The sequence below is a fragment of the Bosea sp. NBC_00550 genome (assembly GCF_026020075.1).
In the GTDB taxonomy this organism is placed as follows: domain Bacteria; phylum Pseudomonadota; class Alphaproteobacteria; order Rhizobiales; family Beijerinckiaceae; genus Allobosea.
Genome location: NZ_CP102772.1, coordinates 1,235,095 through 1,259,051, shown reverse-complemented (window position 1 = coordinate 1,259,051; position 23,957 = coordinate 1,235,095). Strand labels below are relative to the sequence as shown.

26 protein-coding genes, 1 tRNA gene and 1 pseudogene are annotated in these 23,957 nt (G+C 64.1%); 20 read left to right on the top strand and 8 right to left on the bottom strand.

Annotation, left to right across the window (positions count from 1 at the left end; translation table 11 throughout):
- Positions 1-10 precede the first annotated feature (10 nt).
- The 4 genes from NWE53_RS05920 (at position 11) to NWE53_RS05905 (ending at position 4,390) form a co-directional block, all read left to right on the top strand.
- Positions 11-1,483, top strand: coding sequence for a hypothetical protein (locus NWE53_RS05920; RefSeq protein WP_265053435.1), 1,473 nt, complete (start codon positions 11-13; stop codon positions 1,481-1,483).
- A complete protein-coding gene (locus NWE53_RS05915) occupies positions 1,480-3,552 on the top strand; it encodes a DUF927 domain-containing protein (RefSeq protein ID WP_265053434.1) in 2,073 nt (690 codons plus the stop codon). The genes NWE53_RS05920 and NWE53_RS05915 overlap by 4 nt, the downstream gene beginning before the upstream one ends.
- A 254-nt stretch (positions 3,553-3,806) precedes the next feature.
- Positions 3,807-4,142, top strand: a complete 336-nt coding sequence (locus NWE53_RS05910; protein ID WP_265053433.1) for a hypothetical protein — start codon at positions 3,807-3,809, stop codon at positions 4,140-4,142.
- A 56-nt stretch (positions 4,143-4,198) separates the two neighbouring features.
- Positions 4,199-4,390 (top strand): S-adenosylmethionine-binding domain-containing protein, encoded by a 192-nt coding sequence (locus NWE53_RS05905; RefSeq protein WP_265053432.1) that lies wholly within the window; start codon positions 4,199-4,201, stop codon positions 4,388-4,390.
- Positions 4,391-4,848: 458 nt separating this feature from the next.
- Here the strand turns inward: NWE53_RS05905 and NWE53_RS05900 are convergent, their stop codons facing one another.
- Positions 4,849-5,310: a hypothetical protein gene (locus NWE53_RS05900; RefSeq protein WP_265053431.1), complete on the bottom strand. Its 462-nt coding sequence runs from the start codon at positions 5,308-5,310 to the stop codon at positions 4,849-4,851.
- 89 nt (positions 5,311-5,399) lie between these two features.
- On the opposite strand from NWE53_RS05900, the pseudogene NWE53_RS05895 reads away from it, so the two are divergent.
- From NWE53_RS05895 to NWE53_RS05880, 4 genes and pseudogenes are all read left to right on the top strand, one after another.
- Positions 5,400-6,021: pseudogene (locus NWE53_RS05895) on the top strand (IS5 family transposase); the annotation flags it as partial.
- A gap of 207 nt (positions 6,022-6,228) precedes the next feature.
- On the top strand, positions 6,229-6,573 hold the full coding sequence (locus tag NWE53_RS05890; protein WP_265053430.1) for a hypothetical protein: 345 nt from the start codon (positions 6,229-6,231) through the stop codon (positions 6,571-6,573).
- Positions 6,574-6,601: 28 nt separating this feature from the next.
- The gene (locus NWE53_RS05885; RefSeq protein ID WP_265053429.1) at positions 6,602-7,048 is read left to right on the top strand and encodes a very short patch repair endonuclease; all 447 of its coding nucleotides are present in this window, start codon (positions 6,602-6,604) and stop codon (positions 7,046-7,048) included.
- Between the two features lie 10 nt (positions 7,049-7,058).
- Positions 7,059-8,396 carry a DNA cytosine methyltransferase gene (locus NWE53_RS05880; RefSeq protein WP_265053428.1) on the top strand — a complete coding sequence of 446 codons (1,338 nt, stop codon included), beginning with the start codon at positions 7,059-7,061 and terminating at the stop codon, positions 8,394-8,396.
- Here the strand turns inward: NWE53_RS05880 and NWE53_RS05875 are convergent.
- Positions 8,393-9,283 (bottom strand): hypothetical protein, encoded by an 891-nt coding sequence (locus NWE53_RS05875; RefSeq protein ID WP_265053427.1) that lies wholly within the window; start codon positions 9,281-9,283, stop codon positions 8,393-8,395. The genes NWE53_RS05880 and NWE53_RS05875 overlap by 4 nt on opposite strands.
- A 137-nt stretch (positions 9,284-9,420) precedes the next feature.
- Here NWE53_RS05875 and NWE53_RS05870 point away from each other — a divergent pair, with 137 nt between their 5' ends.
- Positions 9,421-9,696, top strand: coding sequence for a hypothetical protein (locus tag NWE53_RS05870; RefSeq protein ID WP_265053426.1), 276 nt, complete (start codon positions 9,421-9,423; stop codon positions 9,694-9,696).
- Between the two features lie 433 nt (positions 9,697-10,129).
- On the opposite strand, the gene NWE53_RS05865 is transcribed toward NWE53_RS05870, so the two are convergent.
- The 5 genes from NWE53_RS05865 to NWE53_RS05845 form a co-directional block, all read right to left on the bottom strand.
- Positions 10,130-10,831 (bottom strand): hypothetical protein, encoded by a 702-nt coding sequence (locus NWE53_RS05865; protein ID WP_265053425.1) that lies wholly within the window; start codon positions 10,829-10,831, stop codon positions 10,130-10,132.
- Positions 10,828-11,664 carry a hypothetical protein gene (locus NWE53_RS05860; protein WP_265053424.1) on the bottom strand — a complete coding sequence of 279 codons (837 nt, stop codon included), beginning with the start codon at positions 11,662-11,664 and terminating at the stop codon, positions 10,828-10,830. The genes NWE53_RS05865 and NWE53_RS05860 overlap by 4 nt, the downstream gene beginning before the upstream one ends.
- Positions 11,654-12,172: a hypothetical protein gene (locus tag NWE53_RS05855; protein ID WP_265053423.1), complete on the bottom strand. Its 519-nt coding sequence runs from the start codon at positions 12,170-12,172 to the stop codon at positions 11,654-11,656. Before NWE53_RS05855 ends, NWE53_RS05860 begins: the two co-directional genes overlap by 11 nt.
- 536 nt (positions 12,173-12,708) lie before the next feature.
- A tRNA-Lys gene (locus NWE53_RS05850) sits at positions 12,709-12,783 on the bottom strand.
- A gap of 89 nt (positions 12,784-12,872) precedes the next feature.
- Entirely contained in the window at positions 12,873-13,565 is a 693-nt protein-coding gene (locus NWE53_RS05845; RefSeq protein WP_265053422.1) for a GntR family transcriptional regulator, read from the bottom strand.
- 197 nt (positions 13,566-13,762) lie between these two features.
- Here NWE53_RS05845 and aroQ (NWE53_RS05840) point away from each other — a divergent pair, with 197 nt between their 5' ends.
- The gene (gene aroQ, locus NWE53_RS05840; protein ID WP_265053421.1) at positions 13,763-14,248 is read left to right on the top strand and encodes a type II 3-dehydroquinate dehydratase; all 486 of its coding nucleotides are present in this window, start codon (positions 13,763-13,765) and stop codon (positions 14,246-14,248) included.
- Between the two features lie 50 nt (positions 14,249-14,298).
- Here aroQ (NWE53_RS05840) and NWE53_RS05835 read toward each other — a convergent pair whose 3' ends face one another.
- Positions 14,299-14,964, bottom strand: a complete 666-nt coding sequence (locus NWE53_RS05835) for a TetR/AcrR family transcriptional regulator (RefSeq protein ID WP_265053420.1) — start codon at positions 14,962-14,964, stop codon at positions 14,299-14,301.
- A 221-nt stretch (positions 14,965-15,185) separates the two neighbouring features.
- Between NWE53_RS05835 and NWE53_RS05830 the strand changes: the two genes are divergently transcribed.
- From NWE53_RS05830 to pcaG, 10 genes are all read left to right on the top strand, one after another.
- Complete coding sequence (locus NWE53_RS05830) at positions 15,186-15,854, top strand: amino acid ABC transporter permease (protein ID WP_265053419.1); 669 nt, start codon at positions 15,186-15,188, stop codon at positions 15,852-15,854.
- A 7-nt stretch (positions 15,855-15,861) separates the two neighbouring features.
- The gene (locus NWE53_RS05825; RefSeq protein WP_265053418.1) at positions 15,862-16,503 is read left to right on the top strand and encodes an amino acid ABC transporter permease; all 642 of its coding nucleotides are present in this window, start codon (positions 15,862-15,864) and stop codon (positions 16,501-16,503) included.
- A 51-nt stretch (positions 16,504-16,554) separates the two neighbouring features.
- A complete protein-coding gene (locus tag NWE53_RS05820; protein ID WP_265053417.1) occupies positions 16,555-17,388 on the top strand; it encodes a transporter substrate-binding domain-containing protein in 834 nt (277 codons plus the stop codon).
- A 68-nt stretch (positions 17,389-17,456) separates the two neighbouring features.
- On the top strand, positions 17,457-18,188 hold the full coding sequence (locus NWE53_RS05815; RefSeq protein WP_265054828.1) for an amino acid ABC transporter ATP-binding protein: 732 nt from the start codon (positions 17,457-17,459) through the stop codon (positions 18,186-18,188).
- Between the two features lie 36 nt (positions 18,189-18,224).
- The gene (aroQ, locus tag NWE53_RS05810; RefSeq protein ID WP_265053416.1) at positions 18,225-18,674 is read left to right on the top strand and encodes a type II 3-dehydroquinate dehydratase; all 450 of its coding nucleotides are present in this window, start codon (positions 18,225-18,227) and stop codon (positions 18,672-18,674) included.
- 11 nt (positions 18,675-18,685) lie between these two features.
- The gene (locus tag NWE53_RS05805; RefSeq protein WP_265053415.1) at positions 18,686-19,750 is read left to right on the top strand and encodes a Gfo/Idh/MocA family protein; all 1,065 of its coding nucleotides are present in this window, start codon (positions 18,686-18,688) and stop codon (positions 19,748-19,750) included.
- Positions 19,747-20,577 carry a shikimate dehydrogenase family protein gene (locus NWE53_RS05800; protein WP_265053414.1) on the top strand — a complete coding sequence of 277 codons (831 nt, stop codon included), beginning with the start codon at positions 19,747-19,749 and terminating at the stop codon, positions 20,575-20,577. The genes NWE53_RS05805 and NWE53_RS05800 overlap by 4 nt, the downstream gene beginning before the upstream one ends.
- Before the next feature lie 13 nt (positions 20,578-20,590).
- On the top strand, positions 20,591-22,498 hold the full coding sequence (locus NWE53_RS05795) for a bifunctional sugar phosphate isomerase/epimerase/4-hydroxyphenylpyruvate dioxygenase family protein (protein ID WP_265053413.1): 1,908 nt from the start codon (positions 20,591-20,593) through the stop codon (positions 22,496-22,498).
- Positions 22,499-22,537: 39 nt separating this feature from the next.
- A complete protein-coding gene (gene pcaH / locus NWE53_RS05790) occupies positions 22,538-23,257 on the top strand; it encodes a protocatechuate 3,4-dioxygenase subunit beta (protein WP_265053412.1) in 720 nt (239 codons plus the stop codon).
- Complete coding sequence (gene pcaG / locus NWE53_RS05785; protein WP_265053411.1) at positions 23,241-23,957, top strand: protocatechuate 3,4-dioxygenase subunit alpha; 717 nt, start codon at positions 23,241-23,243, stop codon at positions 23,955-23,957. Before pcaH ends, pcaG begins: the two co-directional genes overlap by 17 nt.

Below are 23,957 nucleotides of genomic sequence, written 5' to 3'. Positions count from 1 at the left end.
GGTTCCAGTGATGGCTTTTTCTCCAACGGCTGCCCGCACCTTTCTCGCTCGCACGATGGCCTTGCCCATCGCGGGCGAAGCGTTCGTCTGCATCACCTACACCGTCGCCTGTCGGGATGGCGTGGAGCGCTGGCGTTCGTGCGGTGTGCGAACGCTGGACGAAGCCGATAGGACGATGGCGCGGCTCACTCGCCAGCCCAACACCCGCAACATTTACGTTTGCATGAGCAGCCAGCGTGAGGCCACGGCGAAGATCGTCGGCGCCGACGGTTTCACCATCCACGACGTCCATCGCAGCGCCTATGGCGCCTTTGCGCTGAAGTCGCTCTTCATCGACGTCGATGTGAAGCCCGGAGCCTATGCCACGACGGCGGAGGCGGCTGATGCGCTCAAGGCGTTTCTGCGGGCCACGACGCTCCCCCCTCCGACGCTCCTCGTCGGCAGTGGCGGGGGTGGGTTCCATGCTCATTGGGTGCTTGACCGTGCGTTGGGGGTGGACGAATGGCGTCCTCTGGCGGTGGCCCTTGCCCAGGCGGCGAAGCACCACGGCTTCGTGATTGACCCCGGCGTTTCCACCGACGCCGCCCGCGTCCTGCGCGTGCCCGGCACGAAGAACTTCAAATACGACCCGCCCCGCGACGTCCTGCTGGTCAGCGCCATCGTCGGCAACGATTACCCGGTGGAGTGGTTGGCGGCGAAACTCGCGCCCTATGTCGTGACGGCGTCGGTGTCCTCCCGAGGCAGTGCCAATTCGCAGAACGCCGAGTTGTCGGGTGGGATCGCTGCGGCGAATTTCTGCATGGAGGACTTCGCCGGGGCATCGCGCCACGTTGCCGCGCTCGCACCGTCCCCCTGGGGGCTGAGCGCCGACGGCGGTGACGGGTATGACGGCTGGAAGGTTTTTGTGATGGCCTGCGCCTACATCATCACGGTGGTCGGGCACTCAGACGCCGTCCTGGCGCTCTATGACGAAATCGTTCTGGTGCTCGGGCGCGATGCGGCAGCGAACCTGCGGCGTCTTAAGGACGCCTGCGCCAGCACGTTGCGGAAGGATCAGCGCGGGGATGCCATCATCGGTCCAGGCTCCGTGTTCAGGCTGGCGATGGATCACGGCTGGAAGCCGCCTGCCGCAGGAGCGACGGCGACGACTTTCGTTCCGAACCCGATCCTCAACATCGTGCAGGAAGCCGAACTCGCCGAGCTGAAGGATGGACTGCGCGCCGCCTACGACAACGGCAAGCGCATCGAGCGCGACCGCAGTCGCGGGGACGCCGTCCACTTCATTCGCAAGCGGGTCAGAACCGGGCTGGATCCGCTCATCGCGGGACGGCTCGTCTTCACGCTGGCGTGGCTGCTGGCCCGCGACGGCTGGGGCGCAGCCGAGATCACCGACGCCGCCGTCATCTGCGCGCAGCAGCACGACGAAGCACAGATGCTTGCCAAATGGGCGATCACAAAGGTCGCCGAAGGAGTTGCTGCGTGAGCACCGAAACGCCCGAAGTCGATACCGAGAACCGGATTTCGCTGGTCGAACATCTGGATGGCATCAGTAAGAACAGTTCCGCCAAGGACATCCGCGCCGCGGTGAGGGCCGCCATGGCGGATGGTTGGGATCTGGATGCCGTCAAGGCGCAACTGCACGCCCAAGGCCTCACGGAGAAGCTGATCGGCGTAGCGCTTGGCAAGAACAAGCGGAAAACAGGTCCGGCAGGAGATACGTCGGAGCGTTTCTCGCAATCTGCCCCCGGGCTGTCCAATGGGTATGCCTTTAGCACCGACGGGGCCGTTGAGGTTTTGCGGGAGCAAGATGACGGAACGGTTGTCGCCTACCCCGTCTGCTCGCACATGCGGGCGCTGTACCATGTCAGCGACATGAACGGGTTGGGCTGGGCGACGGACGTCGCGGTTCGGGACAGACGGGGGCACGATCACCCTGTCCGCATTTCGAATGGGATGCTGCAGACCGACCCCCGCGCTGTCGTGCAGAAACTGTCCGAGGCCGGCCTCCGCACTTTCGTGCCCCCTCGTGTCGTCGCGGGAGCTATCTCCGATGCAGCCGTCCCGCTAGCCCGCTTTTCGGCGGCGTCGGGCTGGCAGATGCGCGGCGCTGTCTTCGCTTTGCCAGGCAGGATCATCGGGAAAATGCCCGACGGAGAGGTCCTCGTCGCGGATGTCGGAGACCGCTGCCGTGCTGGCATGGAGGGCACCCTCGAAAAGTGGATGAGCGAGGTCGCCGCGCCTTGCGACGGAAACCCGATCCCGATGGTTGCCGTCGGTACGATGCTGGCGGGGCCTGCCATCGAATTCCTTGGCGGCCATGCCGAAGTGAACACGATGATCCACATCATCGGGCCGTCCACCGGCGGCAAGACGACGAGCTTGCGAGCAGGCGGCAGCGTGTGGGGCGCGGGTCTGCCCACGAGCGCACCTACCTCGTTCCTTCATCCGTGGCGCACGACGGCGAACGCGTCCGAGAACCTGCTCGCCGCCCACAACCATGTTGGCATCGCCTTCGATGAGTTGAAGTCGTTCGACAGAAAGGCGGCGTCGTCCTTCGCTTACGACTTCGCCAACGGTCGGGCAAAGGCTCGCATGACCGCCGACGGCATGCTGCGGCCGGAAGTCGTTTGGGAGCTGTTCGCCTTGTCGTCGGGCGAGCGCACGCTCGCTGACCTTGCGGATGAGGGGCAGGCACGGCACCGCCAGGTGCAGGACGCCGGCGTCGATGTCCGCGTCATCAACATCGGCGCGGCGGATATCTTTCGCGAGCTCCACGGCGCGCCCGATGCCAAGTCCTTCTCAGAACAACTCGCCGACGCCTCGACGCGCTCCTACGGACATGCCGGTCCCGCCTTCGTGGCATGGCTGGCCGAGCACGGCGACGAAGCGCGCGAACGGCTGCGTCTGCTCCACCTGGCCTGGGGTCAGGTGAGCGCCGCCAAGCTCCCCGCGGGGGCTGCGGCGCAGGCGGGCCGAGTGGCATCCCGGCTCGGGTCTATCGCCATCTGCGCCGCCCTTGCCGCCGATGTGGTGGGCGTACCGTGGAGCGCGGGTGCTGGGGACGACGCGCTGAATGCCTCCCTTAGCGATGGCGGAGCCAAGGCTGGTCCCGCCGCCCGCGCCATGCTCTGGGCCTTCTCAGAAATCCTGGCCGCGTGGATTACGGAGTATGGAGCCACGTCAAGCACGGAAGAGTCCGCGTTGCTGCGGGACCTGATCGGTTTCTTTCACATGAGCCCCGGTCGGTTTCAGTCCAGCACCTACGGTGGGGCCGGTGTCGACAAAGACCACGCCACCTCCATCCCAGACCGGTTGGGGTGGGCAGTCAGGGATGGCAACGAGGTCTTGCTGAACGTCGACTGCCTGCCGTCGGCGCTGCGCCAAAAGCTGGGCTGGTCGGACACGCAAGTCCGCCGTGCCATCCGCGCTATCGCGGCAAAGGGTCTGCTTGTTCGGTCCAAGCACAGCGAGTTGACGTTCCGCCGCCGTGGTGATGGCGGAATGGCGAACGTCTACCGGATCAACGCCGCGTTCTTCGAGAGTAATCCGTGACGAAAAACGTCCCCTTCTTCGACACCCCGGACACCCCGGACACCCCGGACATCGAGGCGTAGCCGCAAGTTTCACCCCGGACATCGACCCCGGACTGTCCGGGGTGGCGTTAGGGAGGTCCGGGGTGGTTGTCCGGGGTGAAATGCCAGGAAAACATTGGATGTCCGGGGTGTCCGGGGTGTCCGGGGTGTCCGGGGTGTGTGGAAGAAGAGGCTCAAAATCACGAGCCCCCAAAACACGGGAGTAAAAGAGTGATGACTTCGATTACGCAGAAGAAGCATGAGGTGTCTGAAGGCGAACTGCACGAGCTCGCCTTCGAGGCGGGTGCGGAGGCCGCTGAGCTTCTCAGGTGGAGCGGGCCAGTGGAGGGCGTAGAAGGTGATCCCATAGCGGAGCTGGCAGCGCTGAGTGCGGCATTTCACGACGCGCGCGTGCCGACGGTGCTCAAGAAGGTGTTCGAACTGCTTCATCAGTTGATGCCGGCGCAGGCGAAATTGCTCTGGCATCGCCTGGACGACGCCGACATCGAGTGGTTATCGGGATTTCTGAACTGTTGCGAGGACGCGGAAACCGCGCGCCGGCTGCACTGAACGTCGCCTATGTCTACGCATCCAGTCCAACGTCCGGCCAGTAAAGCCCAAGTGGAGTGCGCCCCCCCCTGAAGGGGCAGGGCAAGAGCCCGAGCCAGCACTACGGCGTCATGGACATTGGGGCGATCAAGGCGCTGCCAGTTCGCGAGATCGCATCCCCTGACGCGTTGCTGGCGATGTGGGTCGACGGTCCGCTGCGGCCCGAGGCGCTCGACGTACCGAGGCGTTGCAACTGCTTAGGCGGCTAGCAAAGCGCTAGTCGCTAGTCGGGGATTTTCGCAGCCACGTACATCAAATCAGGCTCTAGATCCCGCACGAGTTCTGAGCAAGAATGGCTCTCTGCCCACGCAATCGTCTGTTGCCATCGTAACCGCTTTTCGCGGTCGCTGCTGTGCGCCCATCCGGCAAGGATCAGGGGAATGGGTGGCGGTGAGCTGTGATCGCCATCACGCATCGTGGCGACAAGGCGCTTATGAATTTCATGCCACAGGCCGGGTTTAGGGCAAATGATATGTCCCATTGGGCGATCCTCCAATTTAAGTACCGCGTCGAGACCCAGCAGGCCACTCCAAGCTTCCGTCAGTGCGATCCATATCGCAATCGAGCACATCGCGCGAGCGCTGATATATCCGCCACGCCCGGCTCGGCGGCCTATCAATTATCGGATCCACGCCGACGAATTGCAATATATAGATGAAAATCACATTCACAGTAAATAATTAGCATTTATATACGTATCTATTTCCTCCTCTTGTTCAGATACTGCTACCAACCGATATTTATGATGGAATGCAGGACCAGACTCTGCGATGCCAGCCCAACCGATAATCACTCCGTCACATTCGAGCGGAACATAAACGATTACCTCTACATCTTCATCTTCTCCGCAGAATAACCCCCGCTCATCTAGCTCCTGCTCATTTGGCTTTATCTTTCCAGCGGCAATCAATGCAATCTTCTCGTCACTCCATCCCATCTTAAGAGCTTTAATTTCAGCTATAACATCACCATTAATATCAATTAACTCTTCGAGCCAGCTCTCAAAATTACCTTCAATCACGCCTTTCCGCCGCGCGAACCGACAGCCAGTGAATTCGCCCCAGGCGAGTTCACCATTTCGAAATTTAGCGAGAACTGCTTCTGCGAGTTGCTGAAGGTTAGATTCCAACGCCGCCTCCTTACAACCCCAACCCGAAAAGAGTTGAGCGGTTTCAGCAGGTTGTGATTCCGTCAGGTTGCGACGTGATGGAGGCCACGATGTCCTGGACCGAAACCGCTCGGCGTGATCATGCACGCCGAGGGCTGCGCTATTCAAGCGATCTGACCGATCGGGAGTGGGCGCTGATTTCGCCCTTCCTGCCCGAGCCGAGGGCCCTTGGTCGTCCCCGGACGACGGACCTTCGCGAGGTCGTGAACGCGCTCTTGTATCTGGCGTCGAGCGGCTGCGCGTGGTCGCTGCTGCCCAGGGATTTCCCGCCCTTCACGACCGTCCAGCGCTACTTTTACGATTGGCGCGACCGGGGGGTTCTGAAGACGATCAGCCACCTGGTCACGGCGGCGCGTGAAGTCGAAGGCCGGGAGGCGAGCCCGACGGCCGGCGTCATCGACAGCCTAGCGTCAAGACCACCGAAAGCGGCGGTGTTCGCGGCTTCGACGCCGGCAAGAGGATCAAGGGTCGCAAGCGCCACATCGGCACCGACACATTTGGCCATCTGGTCGGGCTCGTCGTCCACGGCGCTGATATTCAGGATCGAGACGGGGCCGTCGGTGTCCTGGCCTCGATCCGCCACCGCTATCCCTGGCTGCGTCATGTCTTCGCCGATGGTGGGTACGGCGGCGACAAGCTGAAGGGCGCTTGACCAAGCTCGGCCAATGGACCCAGATCGTCGGCCAGTTTGTCGAGGTCGATAGCGGAAGGGCCAAGGACGACAACCGGCCCGAACTCGAAAAGGCCCTAGTCCGATGCCGCGTAATGGGAGCGAACTCGTCGTCGCGAACGTCAGCCGTCTTACCCGAAATCCTAACTTTATGACGAAGCTGGCGGTTTTGTGACCTCCCGCAAAACGAAGGTCCGGCTGGAACGTTCATGATGCGGCAGTTGCTAGCGGTTACTGAGTTGGATGCCGGACCAATCTCTGAACGAACAGGGAAGGCGCTGGCGGCCGCTAAGGCTCGCTGCGTCAAGTTGGGCGGCAGTAGGGGCAACCTGCCTGCGGTGCCTTCAAAGGCGTGTGCGGCCAGCCTCAAAGCGCGTCGGGAGAGGGCAGCCCGCAAGGCGGTCGATCTTCATCCAATAATTGCCGAGATCGAAAGCGGTGGCGGCACATCGCTGCGAGACATCGCAGTCGCATTGAGCTCTAGAGACATCAAGGCCATTGGGGACGGGAAATCGTCGGCTGTTCAGGTCCAACGTCTGTTGGATCAAATCTGAGTGTCTCGCAGGACGTAACGTACCGCCGATGACAGACCCCCGATCACCAGAGCAACGCCGACGCATCATGCAAAGTGTCGGCCAGAAGCACACTGGGCCTGAGATGACGGTTCGCCGCATGGCTCATTCGCTGGGCTACCGCTATCGGTTGCATTTGAGAAATATGCCGGGATCTCCTGATCTCGTTTTCCCAGGGAGGAAGAAGGTCATTTTCGTGCACGGGTGCTTCTGGCATGGCCATGACTGTAAAAAGGGTGGGCTGCCAAAAAGCCGGCTGGAGTATTGGGGGCCGAAAATCGAGGCGAACCGCGCCCGCGATGCCTCGGCAGAAAAAGCTTTAGCAGACAACGGCTGGGAGGCGTTGACACTGTGGCAGTGCCAGATTCACTCTGGCGCTGATTTGGCAAGCAGGCTTATGACGTTTCTCGGACCGCTCGGTAAAGGCAGTTCGCCGTTGGTTAACGAAGAATCGTGAAAGTTTAGGTATGACGCGCCCCATCGGAATCGAATTGTTCTCCGGAGCTGGCGGCCTGAGCCTGGGCTTCGAGCAGGCGGGCTTCGACGTGCGCGCCGCCGTCGAAATCGATCCGATCCACTGCGCTGTCCACAAGTTCAATTTCCCCGACTGCGCTATCATCCCGCGCTCTGTCGCCGTCGTAAGTGCGTTGGAGATCAGACAAGCGGCGGGCATTGGCAACAAGGCCGTAGATTGTGTGTTTGGCGGCCCTCCTTGCCAGGGTTTTTCGATGATCGGGCACCGAGTGCTCGATGACCCCCGCAACAAGCTCGTGCTCGAATTCGTCCGCATCGTCTCGGAACTGGACGCCCGCTCGTTCGTTTTCGAAAACGTGAAAGGCCTGACTGTTGGCCGCCATCGCGCCTTTCTTGAGGAACTCGTCGAGGCCTTCGACAAGGCCGGCTATGACGTGCGCCTACCATGGCGCGTCGTCGACGCCGCCGACTTCGGTGTCCCTCAGCATCGTCAGCGCCTGATCCTCGTGGGCGTGAAGAAGGGTTCCAAGCTGCCGGTCTATCCGACCCCGATCACGACGCCAGCGGATGCGAAGCGGAACGTTACGGGCCTGCCGATGGGACCGACCGCCCGCGAGGCCCTTGGAGACCTGCCGGACGCGGACAAGTTCACGCTCCTCGCGAACACCGACAAGGTTCGCGGCGCGAAGCATCGCAAGCCCAGCGCCTATGCCACCGAAATGCGCTGCCAGACCAACGACAGCTGGCACTTCGGGCACGTCCGCGAGTGGGACCCCAGCATCCTGACGTCGTCCTGGCAGACCGAGCACACGGAGATATCGCGTCGCCGCTTCGCCGCGACCTTGCCCGGCACGACCGAGCCGATCTCCCGATTCTATCGGCTCAATCCTGAAGGCCTTTCGAACACGCTGCGCGCCGGCACGGATGGCGCACGCGGGGCGTTCACCAGCCCGCGCCCGATCCACTATGAGCTGGCGCGATGCGTCACCGTCCGCGAAATGGCCCGCCTGCATGGCTTCCCGGATTGGTTCCGGATGCACTCGACCAAGTGGCATGGCGCCCGGCAGATCGGGAACGCCGTCCCGCCGCCGCTCGGCCGCGCCGTCGCCGCGCAGGTCATCTCGGCACTGGGCTACACCCCGACCCGGCCTGCCGGCGTCATGAAGCTCGGCGACGAGGCGTTGCTGTATATGGAGATGAAGTCGGCTGCCCGGCACTTCGGCGTCGAAGCACCGAGCGGCAAGCGCGACATGAAGAGCGGCGCGAAGAAGCGGACCCAGACAGAGACCGAGGCGGCTCGCCTCGCCGCCCTGGAGCCCCAGCTAGGCTAGATGCCGATGATGGTTGGCTTGAAGCGATAGGAAACGCTGCTCTCCGTCTTCAGCGCGATGAGATGTTCCTCCTCGGCATCGAAGCTGGCAGCACCTACATCGACCGCGATCTTCGACATCTCAAAGACGTTGACAACCCGCTCGGTACCCCGTCTCCCGCTCCGAGCGGCGACCGGGATGATGAACTTGATGTCGTTGAGCTCCGCTTTCTTCTGGCATTGGCTGGCCATGTACGCGACCTGCGAGCGCACCTGATCCTTCAGGATAGGGTCTTCGCGTTTTGCCTCCATGGTCACCAACGCCTTGACTCGCTTACCGCCATCCTGGAGCGTCATGAGGAAGACAGCATCTATCTCCGGGGTAGCCTTGAGGCTGTTCTGGAGGTGAAATATGTCCACGACCTTCAGCTTCGAGTAGAGCGCGAAGTGCGTCTGTAGGATGCGTTGGTGCACGCAAACCTGGATGAGCCAAGCCTCGTCTTTCCTTCCGAGTGCGCGAGCATCCGACGGCAACGAGACCGCTTCGATCGTGTGCGGCTCCTCCTCGGTGGCAATCACGAACTCGTCGGGGAACGGCTCGTTCACGCCTGTTTCATAAGGCGCAAAGGCGAAAACCCGCTTGTTCCGATATTTCTGCCGGGCAGTGACTCTATGGCTGTGAAGTAGAGGAGGCCAATCGGCGTTCCGACGCGGGGAACGCAGATAGTCCTTCAGAAAATTCGCAGGATTGTTGGTGCTTAGACCAGTGCCGAGGTTCTGATTGCAGTACTCCATAGCGGCCTTGAGAGCATCAGCGTCGACGACTTCGTCGGAGAATGTCTTAGTCGCCTCATCGTACCGCGCCTTGAAAAGATGCTCGATGACGGTCGGCTTGTCCTTAAGCGGCATCTCAGATCCCCCGCGATTCGCGCGAAGGTAGCAGCACACCGTTAACCATCGGTTCCGGTCGACGCGCCGCGCGAACCCCCTTCGCTCATTCGCGCAGGTCGTGTATCGTAGCCCTCCCGAGCCGCCGGCGAATATCGATGACCACAGTCCCAACGCTGCCAGCCGGGTCCTATCCCTTCAGGGAGGAAGTCTATCCGCTCGCGGAGCTCGCGATGTCGGAGGCGCCTCCGGAACTGGCCGCGTTCCTGATGGATCAGGCGAAGGCAAACGGCATTAAGCTCACCCGGGACAAGGTCGTTGAACTGGTCTGCCGCGGCGACGGCATCCCGGACCAGCGGTTCACGGTCTACTGGCCGTCATCGGCGGGGATGCACGTCCTGGCTCCGAAAAAGCATGTCGTGGGGCGGGCGTAGTCACCCAACCACAGCGACGTTCATCGTTTTGGAATCGGTATCGCCTTTGTTGCTTCATGCCTTCATCGTCATGGCATGTCGTACAGGGTATCGGACTTCCGCGGCGCGGTCGAAGCCGACGCCAGCAGACGCAAACGACTCAATCCCGCGATCAATGCTGTCCGAATCCTGTCCAAGTGTCGGCCTCGCCATCGCCGGGGGCGTTGGCCTCAGAAGGATATTCGAACGATTTCAATGGGTTATATTGGCACCCCGGAAGGGACGCGCACCCTTTTTCGTGGCGCGAGGGGCGTACACGTTGGCGGGCCCGGGAGCGTTGGACGCTCGAATCTAGCAAGCGTCTGCCCGATAGCGAGTGAATCTTGGCCGTCGCTTGAGGTAAGGGTCCTCAACCACGAGCGGTCGTTCGCGCGCGCCATCGGGACAGCTCTGATCAGGTCCAAGCTGCCGACGAAACTCGCGCGCCCCGGTGTGGTGTCAAACGGTGCCGCACGACACCACCGACCGATCGGCACGCGAACACCGCCAGCGCCAATGCCATCGCGAGGTCGTCGTGCTGACCGGACGGAGCGGCGTAAGCGGACGTGCCACTGGCGCGGACAGTCTGCTCCATTCCCAACAGCTCGGCCTGCAGCGCCTCCCAGTCGCCGACCTTAGCCAGGCGTAGGCTTTTGTTCGTCAGTTCAGCTTTCACGTTCTGCACGAGTTCGCTTTTGGACAGCGACCAGCGCGGCACGGCGCTTCTGAGCCCGCCGAGCGAAATCGCCATCGGCGCCGGCTGGGCGGCGTGGCCGATCGCGGACGTTATGGCAGCGCCGACGAGGTGGTTCGCCGCAGGTGCGGGTAGCCGCTGCGCCAGCATTCCGACGAATGCGCTGTTGTTGGTGGCATCGACGATCACCTTCGCCTGGTGCAGTCGCGCGGCCGCCGCGACCTCCTCGGCAACGTCCTCGAGCGGATACCCAAGCGGGAACTGTTTGATATCGATGACACCGATCGCCGAACCAGCTTGTGGCCACACGCCAGCGACGACGAAGGCGGAATGGTCCTGCATCAGCCCGACATCCACGGCAATCCACATCGTCGATGCCGCCGAGCGCGACCAGGTCGCGGGGTTTGCTTCGCTGTAGCTCACGGGAAGACCTTTCCAAACACACTGCCGACGGAGACGACCGGATCCTCTTCGATTTGCGGGGTCGGCCCGAAGCCGCCGCTGAACGCGGCTGCGATGGCGTCCGCATCGAAAAACCGGCTCTCCATGCTGTCGAAGTGGTTCTGGTATTCGCGGGCGAACGTGCTCGCCGACATGGCGCGGCGTTCCTTCTCGAGGTCCGCGGCGCTGATGTGGCGGCAGTCTGCAACCCTCGCCTCGATCTTCAGCCAGTCGTGCGGGTCTCCTTCCGTCCAGACACGGTAGAAGAAGCCCATTTTCGCCCATGCCGTGGACAGCAGGATGAGGCGGGCTACTGCCGAGTGCCGGATCATCATCGGACGAGCGGCATCATAGAGCGCGTCTGAGACGCGGGCGGCTTCGTCGATGACAAGGTCGCCGTCGATGCTCAACCCACGGATTGCTGCATCGTCCGCGCCAGGGAGACCGAGACAGCGAGACCCGTTCTGCAACTCCACCGAGAACGCATTGTCGACGTCCAGCTTCTCGCCGCTGTCGATGAGGCGACCGCGCAAACGCCTGATCAGTTCCGCGCTTTGCCGCTGCGTCGGCGCGAGAATGAGGTTCGTGGTACCCGGACCCCGCCAAATCATGGTGTGGGCAACGCCGACCGACGCGGCAGAAGTCTTGCCCGCTTGGCGATGGGTCAACGCGATGACGCGGCTGCCGGCAGGAGCGTCCGTCATCGCGCGCTGCCACGGGTCGAGATCGAGACCAAGTTCACGGCGGGACCACGTCGACGGCGACAGCGTGTAGAGCGCCCTCCTAGCGGCAGTGCGGGCGAGGTCACTCACCATCGACGAGGCGCTCCAGGCGCGCCAGCGTCTTCGTGGATGCCATCGGGCCTATTGCGCCAAGCAGCTCCCGCACGACGCTGCCCACATCGATGCTCACGTTGTTCTGGATCGCCACGGTCGGGCCACCGTTGCCGAGGTGGCCGGCGAGGTGCGCCTGTGCCGTGACGACGCCGCGCAGTTCCTTCAAACCCAGGATCGCCGTCGCTGTGCTGCCCTCCGCCTCGCACCTCGCGATGATCCCGTCCAGCCGCCGCCCGATGCTGGAATAGGCTTGGCCGACTTCGTCGGCACTGGGCAAGCTCGCCAGAGCAACCGCCGCGTGGGAGGCTTGGCGGACGATGGCCCTGCTCGCCCCGACGCCATTCAAGCAGTTCGTTCGATGCCGGAACGTCGAAGTGTTGCTCAGGCCGAACTGCGCTGCGACCCTTTTGGCGGGTACGCCGTTGGCCAGCGCCGTGTTGATGGCGACGGTTTGCGGATGGGTGCAGACGGAGCAGGGTCGGGCCATGCAAGGAGTATAGCGCAATCGTTTCGGTTCCGGAATGGTCCGTTAATTCCGGAACCGGGCCGACACCTGGAAACCCCTCAAACAGAGCCGGCCGGGGTGGGGTACCGGGTGGCCATTTCCGCCCGATGGGGCCCCGCTGCGGATCGCCCAAACCAACATGATGAACGGGCGCCTATCGAGATATGCTAAAGCGGCGGTCGTCGATGCTTCCGGTGAGAGGCGTAAGCACTGCGGACGTATCGCGACGCCCCTCTCGCCGAACGCGGAAGAAAACGTCGGCCAGACAAATCGATGCGGCCTGCGTCGTTTATGCGGTCAAGACACGCGCGGTCTCTTGCGACTCGGGTAAAACCGCAGAACTCCGTTCAGTGGCTCGTGTGAGCCCGCCCGGCAGGGTCCCCCACATCGTGCGCTGGCCGACACAAACAGCGCGACGCGAATCGTCGATGGGGCCAAATTGGGGCCTGAAACCTGCCCAGACGCTAAGCCGTCGACCCTCGGACTGGGCGAAGTCATTGGAATATTGTCGGATTTGGTGGTGAGCGGGGAGGGGATCGAACCCTCGACCACATGATTAAAAGTCACGTGCTCTACCACTGAGCTACCCGCCCTCACCGAGGCGCTCACATACGGAGCCATGTGGCCCGGGTCAACTCGCTCGATGAAGAAGTCTCCATTCGGGCACCGCTTGGCCGGCCCGTCAATCCAGAAGGCCTCGCTCGAAGGCGACGTCGATGCAGCCATGGATATGGCCGTGCAGGAGCCGCTGTCCCTCGGTGGCGTCGCGGCGCAACGCGCAGTCGAGCAAGGCGCGGTGCTCGCCGATCGAGGCTGGCCCCCAGAAGATGAAGAAAACCATCTGATAGCGCAGATAGCGCTCGTAGATCCCGGCATGGAGATCGAGCAGCGCCTTCGAGCCGCAGGCGGACACCAGCGCCTGATGGAATTCGAAATCGTAGCGCTTCCATTGCTGCGTGCCGGAATCGTCGCCCGCGAGCAGCCGTTCCTCCATGCGGGCGAGCTTGTGATGGGCGGCGACGACGCGCCCTTCCCACTCCATGTCGCCCGCCGCGAAGGATTGCGCGAGGGCATGGCTCTCGATCAGCAGGCGGAGATCGGCAAGCTCCTTGAGGTCGCTGGCCGAGCATGGCGCGACCTGAAAGCCACGCTGCCCTTCGGCGATAACGAGCCCCTCCGGAGTCAGGCGGTTCAAGATCTCGCGCAAGGTGCTGATGCCGACACCATAGACGGAGCGCAGCTTGTCCAGCGTCAGCCTCTGGCCCGGCTGCAGGCGGCCGAACACGATATCCTGCCGGATCCGCTCATAGGCCTGCTCGCCCGTCGAGAGCGCGGCGACGTCATCGCCGCCGATATCGAGTGCTGCTTCCGTCATTCCGCCTCGCATCGCCTTGTCTGGTTGAAGATAGGCCGCCCTGCCGCGCCGACCAACAAGAAAAGCTGGTCTTTCATGAATTAGCTGATGATTCAAAAATTATCAGTTGATCTGCGATCGGGCCTCGATAAGATCGGCCGCATAAGAAGTGGATCGGGGCCATGAGTTCCGTTCCAGATCAGTCCCGGGAGGACGCGATGTCGGCAAGCGAGAAGCCGGCCGGACACGCTGGCGAACAGCGTGGGCGCGGCTGCATCTACATCCTGAACGGGCCGAACCTGAACCTGCTCGGGCAGCGCGAGCCGGCGGTCTATGGCACCACTACGCTGGCGCAGATCGGCGAGCGCTGTGAAGCGAAGGCGAAGGCGCTCGGCTTCACGGTGGATTTTCGCCAGACCAATTTCGAGGGCGAACTGGTCGAGAGCGTGCACCAGGCGCGCCAGGAGGCCTGCGGGATCATCATCAACCCGGCCGGCTACAGCTTCACCTCGGTTGCCCTGCTCGATGCGCTCAAGATGTTCGAGCGCCCCAAGATCGAGCTGCACATCTCGAACGTGCATGCGCGGGAGAGCATCTACCACAACTCGCTGGTCTCACGGACCGCGACCGGGATCATCATCGGGCTCGGCGCCGCCGGCTACGAGATCGCGATCCAGGCGATGGCCGGCATGGTGGAAGGCTGATGATGACATCAGCCGCCGACAGCCGGATCGCCGGCATGGGGCGGCGGCTCTCAGCGGCGCAGCGTGCGCAGCACTGTGTCGATCGCCGCGGCCCTTCGGCGCGCCAGCGCCTCGGGCGCGCCCATGTCGTGTCCAAAGACCTGCTGGATGCTGGCCCGGTTCGAGACGTTGTAGAAGGCGAGCGCGCTGATCGTCAGATGGATGTCGATCGCCTCGATCCCGGCCCGGAACGTGCCGTCCGATACGCCACGCTTGTAAGCCTCGCGGATCATGTCGATCGCCGAGAGGTTGAGCGTGGAGATCCGGTCGGAGGTGGCGAGGTGCCGCGCGTGATGGATGTTCTCGATCATCACCATCCGGACGAAATCCGGGTTCTCGGCGTGGTAGTCGAAGGTGAAGCCGGTGAGCAGGGCGATCGCCTCCTCCGGCCCCAGATTGGCAAGGTCGAGGCTGCGTTCGAAGCGCCGAATGCGCTCGTACATCTCCTCGAGGACGGCGCGATAGAGCCCCTCCTTGTCGCCGAAATAGTAGTAGATCATCCGCTTGCTGGTGGCGGTCTTGGCCGCGATCTCGTCGACGCGCGCGCCGCTGAGCCCGTTCTCGACGAACTCCACTCGCGCCGCTTCGAGGATGCTTCGGCGCACGCCTTCCGGGTCCTGGGTCCAGGACGCCGCCTTGCGGCTCGGCTTCTGAGGTGTGGTCGCTGCTTTGCTCATATTCCACCAGAGCCCATGCGGCCCCACTTGCCGGCGACGATGCCCAATTGGACAGGCCGGTTAATTTCGCTTGACCAAATGAACTAACTGGTACATTTAGCATGATGTGGGCACCGCGCAAGCTGGTGCGTTGCAGACAAGGCCCTCGACAAGAAGGGCCGTGACGACAGACGGGACCCGGATCGACCCCATCGAGAAGGTCGGCCGCTCAGGGAAGCGCCATGAACTACAAGCTCGACTTCGCCCCGGTGATCGAGGGGTTGCCCGATCTGCTGATGGGCTGCCTCGGCACCTTCCTGCTCGCGCTCTGCGGCATGGCTCTCGCCATCGTCATCGGCATCGGCGGCGTGATCCTGCGCGACTCGCGCTTCGCCCCGGTACGCTGGCTGGTGAAGGCCTTCGTCGAGGTGATCCGCAACACACCCTTCCTGGTGCAGATCTTCTTCATCTATTTCGCGCTGCCGCTGGCGGGCCTGCGGCTCGACCCGACACCGACCGCGATCATCGCGCTCGGCATCAATGGCGGGGCCTACGCCATCGAGATCATCCGCGGCGGCGTGCAGTCGATCAGCAAGGGGCAGATCGAGGCCGGCCTCGCGCTCGGCCTGCACAGGGCGCAGGTCTTCCGGCTGATCGTGCTGAAGCCGGCGCTGCGCGCGATCTTTCCCTCGCTCACCAGCCAGTTCGTGCTGCTGACGCTGACCACCTCGGTCGCCTCGGCGATCTCGGCCTATGAGCTGACCTCGGTGGCGCAGCGGATCGAGTCCAACAGTTTCCGCTCCTTCGAGGTCTACGGCACGATCACGCTGTTCTACCTCGTGATTTCCTGGGTGATGATGCGCTTCTTCGCGCAGGTCTCCGCCCGCTACTTCAGCTATCCGGTGAAGTGAGGGCGCCATGGGCTGGAACGAATTCCTCTTCCTTCTCACCGGCCTGAAATGGACCATCGCGCTGTCTGCGATCGGCTTCGTTTTCGGCTCGGTCTCAGGCCTCGGCGTCGCGCTGGCGCGCACCTCCGGCATTTCCGCGCTGGAACGCGTAACTGCCGGCTACATCGCGCTCTTCCAGGGCACGCCGCTGCTGATGCAGCTCTTCGTCGTCTATTATGGATTGGCGCTGGTCGGGCTGAGACTTGACGCCTGGGTCGCGGTCGCGATCGGCTTCACCCTGCATGCCAGCGCCTATCTCGGCGAGATCTGGCGCGGTTCGATCGAGGCTGTGCCGAAGGGGCAGACCGAGGCCGCTAAGGCACTGAGCCTCGGCTACGTATCGCGGACGCGGGACGTGATCCTGCCGCAGGCGATCCGCATCTCGCTGCCGGCGACGATCGGCTTCCTCGTCCAGCTGATCAAGGGCACCTCGCTCGCGGCCATCGTCGGCTTCACCGAGCTGACGCGCGCCGGCAACATCGTCTCCAACCAGATCTTCCAGCCGCTCCTCGTCTTCGGGATCGTCGGCATCCTCTACTTCCTGCTCTGCTGGCCGCTCTCGCTTTACGGCTCGCATCTGGAGCGTCGCCTGGCCATCGCATCGCGATAAGCGAACGGTTCACCACCTAGTCCAACCACCAACCAAAAAAGGGAGAGAAACATGACGAAGATGAAGTCCACCCGCCGCAGCCTGCTGATCGCCGGTGCCGCCGCTCTTGCCCTGCCGGCCTTGCTCGGCACCCCTGCCCTCGCCATCACCCCGGCCGAGATCAAGGCCAAGGGCAAGCTGGTCGTCGGCATCCAGGGCGACAACCCGCCCTGGGGCTTCGTCACCAGCGCCGGCAAGCAGGACGGTCTCGACGCCGATATCGCGACGCTCTTCGCCAAGGAGCTCGGCGTGCAGGTCGAGTTCGTGCCGCTCGAAGTCAACAACCGCATTCCGGCGCTGACGACCGGGCGCGTCGACGTGCTGTTCGCCACCATGGCCATGCTGCCGGAGCGCGCCAAGGCGGTGCAGTTCTCGAAGCCCTACGTCGCCAACACCATCGTGCTGATCGGCCCCAAGAAGGACTCGATCAAGACCAACGAGGACATGGCGCGCTACACGATCGGCGTCGCCAAGGGCGCCGCTCAGGACACGCAGGTGACCAAGAACGCGCCGGCCAACACCACGATCCGCCGCTATGACGGCGACGCCCCCTCGATCCAGGCGCTGGTCTCCGGCCAGGTCCAGGCGCTGGGCGGCAACATCTTCTACATGCAGCGCATCGAGCAGGGGCGGCCCGGCGAGTTCGAGAACAAGCTCGAATTCCAGAACCTCTACAACGGCGCCTGTACCCGCCTCGGCGAGAAGGAGATCAACGCCGCGATCAACACCTTCGTCGACAAGATCAAGGCCAATGGCGAGCTGCAGAAGGTCTACGACAAGTGGATGAAGGTGCCGGTGCACAAGTTCCCGGACAGCCTGGAAGGCATCACCTTCACCGCGAGCTGAGCGCGTAAACGACCGGAGCCAGGGCCATGAACCAGCCTGCCCCCCAGAGCGCCGCTTCGGCGGATGCCATGATCGCCATGATGGATGTCGAGAAATGGTATGGCGACTTCCAGGCCCTGGCCGACATCAACCTCACGGTCCGCAAGGGCGAGCGCATCGTCCTGTGCGGGCCGTCGGGCTCCGGCAAATCGACGTTGATCCGGTGCATCAATCGTCTGGAGGCATACCAGAAGGGTGAGATCCGGGTCGGCGGCACGAAGCTCGGAGACGATGCCAGGACCATCGACGCGGTGCGCCGCGAGGTCGGCATGGTCTTCCAGCACTTCAACCTGTTCCCGCACATGACGGTGCTGCAGAACTGCATGCTGGCGCCGATGCGCTCGCTCGGTGCCAGCAAGGCGGAGGCAGAGGCCACGGCGCGAAAGCTGCTCGGCCGGGTCAAGATCCTCGAGCAGGCAGACAAATACCCGGCCCAGCTCTCGGGCGGCCAGCAGCAGCGCGTCGCGATCGCGCGTGCGCTCTGCATGAAGCCCAAGGTGATGCTGTTCGACGAGCCGACCTCGGCGCTCGACCCCGAGATGGTCAAGGAGGTGCTCGACACCATGATCGCGCTGGCCGACGAAGGCATGACCATGATCTGCGTCACCCACGAGATGGGCTTCGCCCGGCAGGTGGCCAATCGCGTCATCTTCATGGCCAGCGGCGCCATCGTCGAGGAAGCCCCGCCGGAAGAGTTCTTCCGCAATCCGCGCCAGGAGCGGACGCGGAAGTTTCTCGGCGAGATCCTGCACAAGCACTGAACCGAACCGGCCCGAGTGCCAACGGAAACGCTATCGATGTCACGCCTCGTCTATGTCCTCAACGGCCCGAACCTCAACCTGCTCGGCAAGCGCCAGCCTGACATCTACGGGCATGAGACCCTGGCCGATGTCGAGCGCGACTGCCACGCGCTCGCCGGGGAACTCGGACTGACGCTGCGCTTGCACCAGTCGAACCGCGAATACGAGCTCATCGACTGGATTCATGAGGCGCGCGAGGAAGCCGGCGGCATCGTCATCAACCCGGCCGCCTTCACCCATACTTCGGTCGCGCTGCTCGATGCGCTCAACACCTTCGAGGGGCCTGTGATCGAGTGCCATATCTCGCAGGTGCATAAGCGCGAGGCCTTCCGGCACCATTCCTATGTCTCGATGCGCTCCGATGGCGTCATCGCCGGCTTCGGTACGCAGGGCTACCAGCTCGCGCTCCGGCGTGTCGCCAAGCTCATCGACGACAAGGCTGCATGAGGATCAATCCGATGCCTCCGGTGAAGATCGCGGTGATGGGCGCGGGGCTTATCGGCAAGCGCCATGCCGCACATGTCATGGCTGAGCCCGGCGCGACCCTGTCCGCGATCATCGATCCGGCTCCGACGGGCCGGGCCTTCGCCGACGAAATCGGCGTGGCGTGGTATCCGGCCTTCGACGGCTTTCCTGTCGCCGAGAGGCCCGATGGCGTCATCGTCGCGACGCCGAACCAGCTCCATGTCGCCAACGGGCTGGAATTGGCCGCCGCCGGCATTCCGATGCTGGTCGAAAAGCCGATCGCGGACAGTGTGGACGGCGCACGCAAGCTGGTCATGGCGGCGGAAGCGGCGGGCGTGCCGCTCCTCGTCGGGCACCACCGGCGCCACAACCCGATGATCCGCAAGGCACGCGAGGCGATCGATGCCGGAAGACTCGGCCGTATCCTGACCCTGACCGGACAGTTCTGGCTGGTGAAGCCCGACGACTATTTCGACGTCGACTGGCGCCGGCAGGAGGGCGCGGGGCCGATCCTGATCAACCTGATCCACGATATCGACCTCTTCCGCTATCTCTGCGGCGAGATCACCGGCGTACAGGCGCAGAGTTCCAATGCCGTGCGCGGCAATCCGGCCGAGGAAACCGCCGTGGCCCTGCTGCGCTTCGCCAATGGCGCGCTCGGGGCGGTCAGCGCTTCCGATACGGTGGTTTCACCCTGGAGCTGGGAGCTGACGACCGGCGAGAACCCGGCCTATCCGCGGCAGGACCAGTCCTGCTACCAGATCGGCGGCACCCATGGATCGCTGACGATCCCGCAGCTGGAACTGTGGAGCCATTCCGATAAGCGCGGCTGGTGGGAGCCGCTGCGGCGGGAGCGCATCCCCTTCGTTCCGGAAGACCCGCTCCAGCTCCAGATCCGGCACTTCTGCGCCGTCATCCGCGGCGAGGAGGAACCGCTCGTCTCGGGGCGTGAAGGCCTCGCAACGCTCGCCGTCATCGAGGCCGTGAAGCAGGCGGCGCGCTCGGGCGGCGCGGTCGAGGTTTCGGCCGAGCCCGCTCCGGAGAGGGTCGGCGCATGATCAGCGGCAGAACCCGGATGATCGGCCATATCGGCTTCCCGACCGAGAGCTTCAAGGCGCCCCTGATCTACAATCCCTATTTCGAACGCGAAGGGATCGACGCCGTCGTCATGCCGCTGGGCTGCCGCAGCGAGGACTATCCCGATTTCCTGAAGCTGTTCTTCCGGCTCTCCAATGCCCATGGCGCGCTGGTGACGATGCCGCACAAGGTCACAACGATCGGGCTGGTCGACACGCTGCTGCCGACCGCTGCCATCGCCGGCGCCTGCAATGCGGTGCGGCGCGAGGCCGACGGACGGCTGACCGGCGACATGTTCGACGGCGAAGGCTTCGTGCGCGGCATGCTGCGCAAGGGGCGCAGCGTTGCAGGCGCCCGCGCGCTCGTCGTCGGCGCCGGCGGTGTCGGCTCGGCGATCGCCGCCTCGTTGGCCAGAGCTGGCGTCGCCGAACTAGGCCTTTACGATCAAATGGGAACGGCTGCCCAAGAGCTCGGCCGGCGGCTGACAGCGCATTATCCCGCCTTGCGCGTCGCCACCGGCTCGAACGATCCTGATGGATTCGACATCGTCGTGAACGCGACGCCTCTCGGCATGAAGCCCGGCGACCCGCTGCCGCTCGATACTGGCCGCCTGCCCTCCTCCGCCTTCGTCGGCGAGGTGGTGATGGCGCAGGAGATCACGCCGTTCCTGGCCGCAGCCCGCGAGCGCGGCTGTGCGGTGCAGGTCGGCACCGATATGCTGTTCGAGCAGATCCCGGCCTATCTGGAATTCTTCGGCCTGCCCTCGACCACGGCCGAGGATCTCCGCGCCGTCGCAAAGCTGGGTTGAGAGGAGGCACGTCGTGATTCCATCGATCGCCACCGTCTGCGTCTCCGGCACGCTGCAGGAAAAGCTCGAGGCCATCGCTGCCGCCGGCTTCAAGGCGGTCGAGATCTTCGAGAACGACCTAATCGCCTTCCCCGGCTCTCCGACTGAGGTCCGGCGCATCTGCGGCGATCTCGGCCTGACGATCGTGACCTGCCAGCCCTTCCGCGATTTCGAGGGCATGCCGGAAGGCCGCCGCCAACGCGTCTTCGACAGGGCCGAGCGCAAGTTCGACCTGCTGCAGGAACTGGGCACGGATCTTCTCTTCGTCTGTTCCACCGTCTCGCCCGAGGCGCTGGCCGGCATCGACCGGCTTGCGGCCGATTTCGCCGAGCTCGGCGAGCGGGCCGGCAAACGCGGCCTGCGCGTCGGCTATGAGGCACTGGCCTGGGGGCGCCACGTCTTCGACTATCGCGACGCATGGGAGATCGTGCGCCGGGCGAACCGGCCGGAAGTCGGGATCGTGCTCGATAGCTTCCACATCCTGGCGCGCGGGCTCGATCTCGCGGCGATCGGCACGATCCCGCGTGACAAGATCGCGATGGTGCAGATGGCCGACGCACCGCTGCTGCAGATGGACCCGCTCTCCTGGAGCCGGCATTGGCGCTGCCTGCCGGGACAGGGCGATCTCGATCTCTCCGGTTTCATGCGCGCGCTGGTCTCGACCGGCTATGACGGCGTGCTCTCGCTTGAAATCTTCAACGACCGCTTCCGCGCCGGCTCAGCCCGCTCGGTGGCTCTCGATGGCCATCGCTCGCTGATATGGCTGCTCGACGAGACCGCGCGGCAGAGCGGCAAGCCCGTGCCCGGTGCTGTCGCGATGCCGCCGCCCGGTCCGGTCGAAGCTGTCGAGTTCATCGAATTCGCCGTCTCCGAAGCGGAACGCCCGGGCTTCGAGAAGCTGCTGCGCGCGCTCGGCTTCGGCCGCACCGGCGCGCATCGCTCGAAGGATGTCGATCTGTGGAGCCAGGGCGATATCCGCATCGTGCTGAACAGCGAGGCGGATGGTTTCGCCCATAGCTACCAGATCACGCATGGCACCTCGGTCTGCGCGCTGGCTCTGCGGGTGCCGGACGCGCAGGCTGCGATCGCACGCGCCAAGGCCCTGCTCGACGTGCCCCATGCCGGAGCGATCGGCCCCGGCGAACTCGACATCCCCGCCGTGCGCGGCCTCGGCGGCAGCCTCGTCTATTTCCTCGACCGTGCCTCGGCGCTCGGCCGCTGGTCGCAAGTCGATTTCGCGCCGACGGATGAGAGCGACGCGGGCGCCGGCCTCGTCGGCGTCGACCATGTCTCGCAGAGCATGCAGTACGAGGAAATGCTGACCTGGCTGCTGTTCTATTCCTCGCTGTTCGAGACCAGGAAGACGCCGAGCCAGGCAGTGCTGGATCCCGGCGGTGTCGTCCAGAGCCAGGTCATCGAGAGCGGCCTCGACGGGAAGACCGATCACGGCCTTCGGCTGATCCTCAACGGCTCGCAGAGCCATCGCACGCTCTCGGCCCGCTTCATCACCGACTTCTTCGGCTCCGGCGTGCAGCACATCGCCTTCGCGACTCACGATATCGCGACGACGGTGGAGCGGCTGGCCGCGAACGGCGTCGCCATGCTACCGATCCCCGAGAATTACTACGATGACCTAGAGGCACGCTCCGACCTGACGGCGCAGGAGATCGACGCGATGAAGACGTTGAACATCCTCTATGATAGCGATGCGGGCGGCAGCTTCCGGCAGGCCTATACGCAGACGCTCGATGGCGGATTGTTCTTCGAGATCGTCCAGCGCGACGGCTATGCGGGCTACGGTGCTGCCAATGCCGGCATCCGCCTGACCGCGCAGGCGAGGCTCGCCCGGCCGATCACGGTCCCGGCGCCGAGCCATGGTTGAGGAGAGACGCGTCGACATGTTCGCGAGAAGCCCTTCCCGATGAGCCGCCTGATCCTTCCCTATTCGGCGCTGGATGCCGGCCAGCCGGCTTCGCTGCATGCGGAGTATCGTTCGACCGTGGCGCGCAGCCCGCGCCATCAGCCGATCGCGATCCCGCAGACGCTGACCGAGATCACCGGTCCGAGCGACTGGGCGAAGCTGATGGGCCCGGCGATGACCGACCTCACCGCCCAGCACAAGGCCGAGCCTCAGGGCCAGCGCATCGTGGTCACCGGCCGGGTGCTCGACGAGCAGGCCAGGCCTGTTCCCAACACCGTGGTCGAGATCTGGCAGGCCAATGCCGCCGGCCGCTACATCCACGCCAAGGACGACTGGCCGGCGCCGCTCGATCCGAACTTCACCGGTGTCGGCCGCGTCATCACGGATGATCAGGGCCGCTATCGCTATGTCACGATCCGGCCCGGCGCCTATCCCTGGGGCAACCACAAGAACGCCTGGCGCCCGGCCCATATCCATCTTTCGCTGCTGGGGCCGGCCTTCGCCACGCGGCTCGTGACCCAGATGTATTTCCCCGACGATCCGCTGATCGAGATCGACCCGATCGCCAACGCGGTGCCGATGCCCTACCGCCAGCGCATGGTCTCGCGCTTCGATATCGGCACCACCGTGCCGAACTGGGCGCTGGGCTATGTTTTCGACATCGTGCTCAAGGGCCGCGACGAGACGCCGTTCGAGGACGAGCATGACCACGACCACTGATCTGGCAATCACCGATCTGGAAAGCCGCAATGCGGCGCCGCGGCAGGACAGCCAGGACCCCTCGATCTTCGGCCAGACACCGTGGCAGACGGTGGGTCCGTATTTCCACTACGGCCTGCCCTGGAAGGGCGGCGCCGATCTGGTAGGCCGTTCCGAGATGGGCGCGCGGCCGGACCTGATGCCGCCGGAGCATTTCCTGCTCTCGGGCTCGAACCGCTCCGGCACGCCGGAGGGTGAGGTCATCGCGCTTGCCGGCTGCGTCTACGACGCTGCGGGTGCGCCGATCAACGACGCCATGATCGAGATCTGGCAGGCCAATGCCGCCGGTCGCTACGCCAGCCCCGAGGACGCCCGCGAGGAGGTTCCCCTCGACGGGCATTTCATCGGCTTCGGTCGCGCCTCGACCGACAAGGATGGCGTCTTCCGTTTTCGCACGATCCGGCCCGGCCGCGTGCCCGGCCCCGGCAACAGCCTGCAGGCGCCGCATATCGCGCTCTCGGTCTTCGGCCGCGGTTTGCTGAAGCGCCTGCCGACCCGGCTCTACTTCGCCGATGGCGAGGGCAACGAGACCGACCCGATCCTCGCTCTGGTGCCCGAACCGCGCCGCCACACCCTGGTCGCCCAGCGCAAGACGGACGGAACCTGGTGGCTCGATATCAATCTGGCCGGCGAGAACGAGACGGTCTTCTTCGATATGTAG